Origin of the sequence: Synechococcus sp. EJ6-Ellesmere, assembly GCF_024345875.1 — a bacterium.
Classification (GTDB): Bacteria; Cyanobacteriota; Cyanobacteriia; order PCC-6307; family Cyanobiaceae; genus Regnicoccus_A; species Regnicoccus_A antarcticus.
Map to the genome: position 1 here is coordinate 1 of NZ_JAGQBY010000180.1, position 5,809 is coordinate 5,809.

Annotated in this window: 6 protein-coding genes; 2 read left to right on the forward strand and 4 right to left on the reverse strand. The window is 68.8% G+C overall.

From position 1 onward, the window contains the following. Positions 1–163 precede the first annotated feature (163 nt). Entirely contained in the window at positions 164–1,375 is a 1,212-nt protein-coding gene (locus KBY78_RS15445; protein ID WP_255144378.1) for an FAD-binding oxidoreductase, read from the reverse strand. On the opposite strand from KBY78_RS15445, the gene KBY78_RS15450 reads away from it, so the two are divergent. Further along, entirely contained in the window at positions 1,366–2,790 is a 1,425-nt protein-coding gene (locus KBY78_RS15450) for a four-carbon acid sugar kinase family protein (protein ID WP_255144379.1), read from the forward strand. The two genes, KBY78_RS15445 and KBY78_RS15450, sit on opposite strands and share 10 nt — an antisense overlap. Before the next feature lie 9 nt (positions 2,791–2,799). Here the strand turns inward: KBY78_RS15450 and KBY78_RS15455 are convergent, their stop codons facing one another. Next, entirely contained in the window at positions 2,800–4,146 is a 1,347-nt protein-coding gene (locus tag KBY78_RS15455; protein WP_255144380.1) for a (Fe-S)-binding protein, read from the reverse strand. A gap of 346 nt (positions 4,147–4,492) precedes the next feature. Between KBY78_RS15455 and KBY78_RS15460 the strand changes: the two genes are divergently transcribed. Beyond that, positions 4,493–4,942: a transposase gene (locus tag KBY78_RS15460; protein ID WP_255144381.1), complete on the forward strand. Its 450-nt coding sequence runs from the start codon at positions 4,493–4,495 to the stop codon at positions 4,940–4,942. Positions 4,943–4,954: 12 nt separating this feature from the next. Here KBY78_RS15460 and KBY78_RS16430 read toward each other — a convergent pair whose 3' ends face one another. Both KBY78_RS16430 and KBY78_RS15465 read right to left on the reverse strand, forming a co-directional pair. After that, entirely contained in the window at positions 4,955–5,218 is a 264-nt protein-coding gene (locus KBY78_RS16430) for a transposase (RefSeq protein WP_399216031.1), read from the reverse strand. Next, a complete protein-coding gene (locus tag KBY78_RS15465) occupies positions 5,104–5,379 on the reverse strand; it encodes a hypothetical protein (RefSeq protein ID WP_255144382.1) in 276 nt (91 codons plus the stop codon). The genes KBY78_RS16430 and KBY78_RS15465 overlap by 115 nt, the downstream gene beginning before the upstream one ends. Positions 5,380–5,809 lie beyond the last annotated feature (430 nt).

Genomic DNA, 5,809 nt, shown 5'->3' on the forward strand with positions numbered 1-5,809 from the left:
TGCCTGGAGCGTGTCGGTCTACGTGCGACCCCTGGGGGAGACGCCCGCCGCCGCTGAGGCCCTGCAGGTGGAGATGGCGGCCGGTGCCTGGCGGCGCCTGGCCGCAGGCACCGGCCCGCTGATCCTCTCGATTCCGGAGTCGTGCCTGATGCCCCTGTGCTGATCAGGGCAGAGGCCGATCGCGCACCCCGGGCAGCCGCCCGCGGGCCAGCTGCTGTTTGGGGTCGAACTGGGCCTTCACCGTCTCGATCAGTGCCCGTGACGGAACGTCGTCCCACGCGGGCACCTGGCAGCCCGCGGGCTGCTGCAGCACCGTGAGCACGCCCCCGCGGGACACGCAGCAGCGCCTCAGCTCCTCCACCCGGTAGGCCGGCAGCTGCGCCGGCGCCCAGCAGTAGCCCAGGCCGCTGCCGGCCCCCAGGACCACCGGCAGATCCCGCAGCGCCCGCTCGGCCAGCAGGGAGCTCGACCGGGCCGGCAGCACTCCCAGGCGCAGCAGCCAGCTGCCGGGCTCGGGCCGGCCGAGGGCCACAGCCCGCAGGGCCTCGAGCCGCTCCGGATCGAGGGGCTGGCTGCGCAGGCCCAGGCCTTCGGCCTGCCCACGGATTTCCAGGCACTGGGCACGCAGGGCGGCCTCACTGACGCTGGCCAGCCCCAGCAGCAGCGCCGGCTGCGGCTCGGCGCCCGCCAGGGCGGCCAGGGACGGGCTCCACCAATCGATCAGTTCGGGAGTGAGGCTGGATCGCAGCAGCCAGCGGCGCAACTCATCGAGGGGCTCGAGCTCCCCCTGCAGCAGCAGGCCCCGCCGCTCCGGCGGCTGGGGGCTGGTGCGCAGCGTCACTTCCGTGATCAGTCCGAGCGAGCCCCAGCTGCCGGTGAACAGCCGCATCAGGTCGTAGCCGGCCACGTTCTTGACCACCTTGCCCCCCGCCCGTGCGGCGACTCCATCGGCGCGGAGCAGGCCGATGCCGATCAACTGGTCACGCACTCCCAGATACCGCTGGCGCAGGCCACCGGCCAGGCCACGGGCCACCAGTCCCCCCACCGTCCCCGCACCAGTCCCGTCGGCATCGCTGCCCCAGGGCCAGTCGACCGTGAGCCACTGGTTCTCCCGGTGCAGGGCCTCCTGCAGCTCCCGCAGCGGGGTGCCCGCCTCCACCGTCACCGTGAAATCCCCGACGGCGTGATCGAGGATCCGGTTCATGCTCCGGGTGCTCACCACCAGGGCGGTGTCGCGCACCGGTGGCCCCCAGTGCAGACGGCTGCCACTGCCGGCGGGAAGCCAGGGCGTTCCGTCTGCGTGCAGGTCACGCACGAGCTCGGCCAGATCGTGGGGATCAGGGGTGATCACGGCACGATGGTGCCATGGCTCCATGGCCTTCCCCCGCGTCCGCCGGCTTGAAGATCATCGTCCTGGATGACGACCCCACCGGATCCCAGTCGGTGCATGGCTGTCCACTGCTTCTGCGCTGGGATCCGGCCACCCTGAAGCAGGCCCTGAACGACCCATCCCCCCTGCTGTTTCTGCTCAGCGACACCCGGGCGCTGGTTCCTGATCAGGCGGCCCAGCGGGTGGACGCCATCTGCCGGTCCCTGCGCGCGGCCCTGGTTGAGGCCCCTGGTCAAGCCGGCCCAGGCTCCTGGCTGCTGGTCAGCCGGGGGGATTCCACCTTGCGCGGCCATTTCCCCCTGGAGATCGATCGGATCGCGGCGGAACTCGGCCCCTTCGATGCCACCTTGCTGGTGCCGGCCTTTCTGGAGGGAGGGCGCACCACCGTGGAGGGGGTTCACCTGCTCCACGGCGAGCCGGTGCATCGCTCGGCCTTCGCCGCCGATGCGCGCTTCGGCTACCCCACCAGCCATCTGTCCGACTGGGGGGAGCCCAAGAGCGGGGGTCAGCGCAGGGCCGAGGCGGTGCAGCGGCTCACCCTGGCGGAGCGAGAGCCAGAAGGTCACCAGGCCCTGGTGGAGCGGTTGCTGGCCCTGCGCGGCAACCCCGTCGTGGTGGTGGACGCGCAGCGGCCCGGGCAGCTCGAGGCTCTGGCGCAGGCGATCCGGGCGGTGCTGCCGCTCAGGCGGTTGCTGGTTCAGTCCGCGGCGAGCCTGCTCCAGGCCCTCTCAGCCCTGCCGCCTCAGCCGCTGCCGCCCCCCGCCCTGGCCCGCCTGCGCAGGGGCTCGGCCCCGGGAGCCGTGCTGGTGGGATCCCATGTGCCCTTGAGTGATCAGCAGCTCCTGCAGCTGCTGGCCGAACCCGCCTGCGCCGGGGTGGAGCTGCCGGTGGAGCGGGTGCTGAACACGATCCGGCGCCTGGGCTCCGGGCCTGGCGGCCCGCCGTCCGTCCTGGACCAGCAGGAGCCGGTGGATCAGGCCCTTGAGCCGCTGCGTGAGGAGCTGCTGGAGCGTTTGCAGCGCGCCTGGACCTCCGGCCGCACGCCGGTGCTGTTCACCAGCCGGGGTGAGCGGCCGTGCCACGACGCCAGCGAGCGGCAGCGGTTGTCGTTCAGCCTGGCGGGGCTGATGGCCCGGCTTGCCGCTGGACTGCCGCCGGAGCTGAGCTACCTGATCAGCAAGGGCGGCACCACCAGCCAGACGCTCCTGCGTGATGGCCTGGCCCTGGCTGCGGTGCGGCTGGAGGGGCAACTGCTGCCGGGCCTCTCGATGCTGCGCCTGCCAGCCGACCACGCTCGCTTCCCGCTGCTGCCCCTGCTCACTTTCCCCGGCAATCTCGGTGCTGATGACACTCTCCACCAGGCCTGGCGGTTGATGGAGCCGCAGGGGGGCAGCTCCTGAGCAGGGGGTTCAGCTGCCGGTGGCGCTGCGCATCAGCAGCTCCACCGGATGGGCCACGGGGATCGGGCGGGCCGTGCTCTCCATGTGCTGGCGGATCTGCAGGCTGCAGCCGATGTTGGCGCTCACCGCCAGATCGGCGCCACTGCCGCTGAGATCGGCGGCTTTGATCCGGCCCAGTTCAGCGGCTTCCTCGGGCTGCACCAGGTTGTAGATGCCGGCGCTGCCGCAGCACACGCCCGCTTCCAGCGCCTCCACGATCCGCACGTGAGGGATCTGGCGCAGCAGCTGCCGCGGCTGCTGGCTCAGCCCCTGGCCGTGAAGCATGTGGCAGGCATCGTGGTAGGCCAGACGCAGGGGGTGATCAGCGCTGGCGGGGGTGCCATCGGCGTGGCGCAGGGGCTGAAGCCGCTGAACAAACTCCGCGCTCAGACCCACCCGGTGCAGGAACTCCTGAATGTCAGCCACCTGGCCGGCGAAGGCGCTGCCCCGGGCGGCCCACTCCGGCTCTCCCGCCAGGATTTCGTCGAGCTGCTTGAGCGTGTGCCCGCAGCCGGAGGCCGCCACCAGCACCGCATCGAGGGGTTCGGAGCCCGCCGCCAGCCCCGGACCGATCACCGCCTCGAAGCTGCAGAGCAGGTCCTTGGCCAGGGCCCGGGTCTGCTCCAGTTCCCCCTGGTGGTGGGTCATGGCGCCACAGCAGTTCTGCTCGGGAGGGATCACCACCTCGATGCCGTTGGCACTGAGCAGCTCGATCGCCGCGTGGTTCACCGCCGGATCAAACAGCCGCTGCACGCAGCCTGTGACCAGCCCTACCCGGTAACGGCGGGCGCCCTGGGCCGGGATCAGCGCCGGTGCCGAGGGCTGGAAGGCCTCGGGTTGCAGCGCCGGCAGCAGCCGCTCCATCGCCTCCAGCTGCGGGCCGAGCAGGCGGGTAAAACCGCTGCGGCGGGCGAAGTCCTGCAGGGGGGTGCCCGCATAGAGGCGCAGGGGTTGCAGCAGCGCCCGAAGGCGCGCGGGGTAGGGCAGGAGCTGGAACAGCAGCGCCCGGAAACTGCGCTGCCAGGGGCTGCGCAGCTCCGGTGCATTCAGCTTGGGCCGGGTGGCGGCGATCAGCTCGTCGTAGCGCACCCCGGAGGGGCAGGCCGAGACGCAGGCCAGGCAGCCCAGGCAGCTGTCGAAATGGCCCGCCACGGTGGCGTCGAGGTTCAGTTCACCGCGATCGATCGCCTTGAGCATGTGGATCCGCCCGCGGGGTGAATCCATCTCGGATCCCAGCACCCGGTAGCTGGCGCAACTCGGCAGGCAGAAGCCGCAGTGGATGCAGGGGTCGGTGGGGGTGGATGCGACGCTACTCATTCCCCTACGTTGCCAGTCGGGCCTCGACATTGGGCCACGTACCAGCTCAACGAAGCCCCCGCAGACCAGGGCTGATTGAAAGTCCGTCACAAGTGCGCTCGGCAGGGCTGCGACCATTGGGTTTGGTCGGCGGGAATGGATCCCTTCTTTGCCAGAACCCTCTCCTGCCAATGCCTATGCTGACCTGATCAGTTTTCTGCAGGCGATCCCCGAAGGACGGATGCGCCGAGGGGTACGTTTCCCCCAATGGTTTCTGCTCCTGGTGGCGGTGCTTGGGCGGTGAGCGAACCAAAGGACCCTGCACCGCCAGATCAGCGAGCAGTTCCTCTACTCCCGCAAGATCCCTTTGACGGCAACGGTTTCAGAGCACCGTCACGGGCGCGACACCACCTGGACCCTCAGGGCCAAACAGGCACCGGAGCACATCCGTGAGGCCTGGATCGGCAGCAGTTGGATCGTCGAACTGGTCGTCATTGGCAAGCGTGCCGGCAAGCCCTCTCTCCAGAGACACCTCTTTCTCACCAGCCTGCGCACCACTCCAAAAGCCTTGCTGAAACTGGTGAGGGACCGATGGTGCATTGAAATCTGGCACTGGCTCCGCGACACCCAGCTCCATGAGGATGCCCACCGCTATGTCGGCCCCGGTGCAGCGGTGCTGGCCACACTGCTCACCCTGGCCCTGAACCTGCTCGGGCTCCACGGCCACCACTCGGTGAGAGCTGGACTGGCCGCGGTGGCCCATGACATCGCCAAGCTGCTCGCTATGGCGGGGATCAGGTCGGGATGGGCCACTTGAACAGACTTTCAATCAGCCCTGGAGGCAGCGCAGGATGTCCTTGTTGCTCAGCCCTTCTGCCTTGCGGCGTCCGGTGTAGGCCTTGGTCTGCTGATGCGAGCGTAGCCTCACCAACGCAATGCGATGAAGGGTGGCATTGGCCTGGCGGTTGCCTCCCCGATTCAGCGGGTGATGCCGTCTGTTGCTGGAGCTGGCCTCCATTGGGTTGGCACCGCAAATGGCGGCAAATGCCGCTTCTGAGCGAATCCGCTGAGGTTTATCGCCGACAGCAGCCAGAAGTACAGCGGCTCCGTCGATGCCGATGCCATAGCTCTGGCGCAGGCTCGGGCAAGCGCCTGGGTCAACACATCGAGATCGCGCATCAACGCCTCGAGCTCGGCATCCAGAGCCAGAATCCGCCGGGCCAGTATGCGCAGCGCCCGCTTGGCGGCTGCCATCGGCCCATCCAGGATGCCAGGGCGAAAGCTGACGCAGGGGGCCTATGTGATCGTCTACCAGACCTCAGAGGAATGCAATGGCTGGCTACCTCGCTATCTGGGGATCTGTAACGGCACCAGGTGCCACATGGCTCTCGGTGGCCTCAGCCCTCAGCAGTGCCTCCAGCAGCTGCTGATCGCAAATAGCCTGGCGAGAAAACACACCAAGATTCGATCGCCAGGACCCTCGTTCGGCTGAAGAAATGACTTGACACCCCATACAGGATCATTCAGGATGACCTTATGAGGTGGTTTCACGTTTAGGGAGCCTCTGGAAAACTGAGCCGAGTCGCGGGACAATGACCGTGTGATCTCTGGCCAGGACTGGGGTGATGGATGGCAAGCAGCTTGGCTTCGGCGACTACGAGCAGGCCACGGCCAAGAAGCGCAC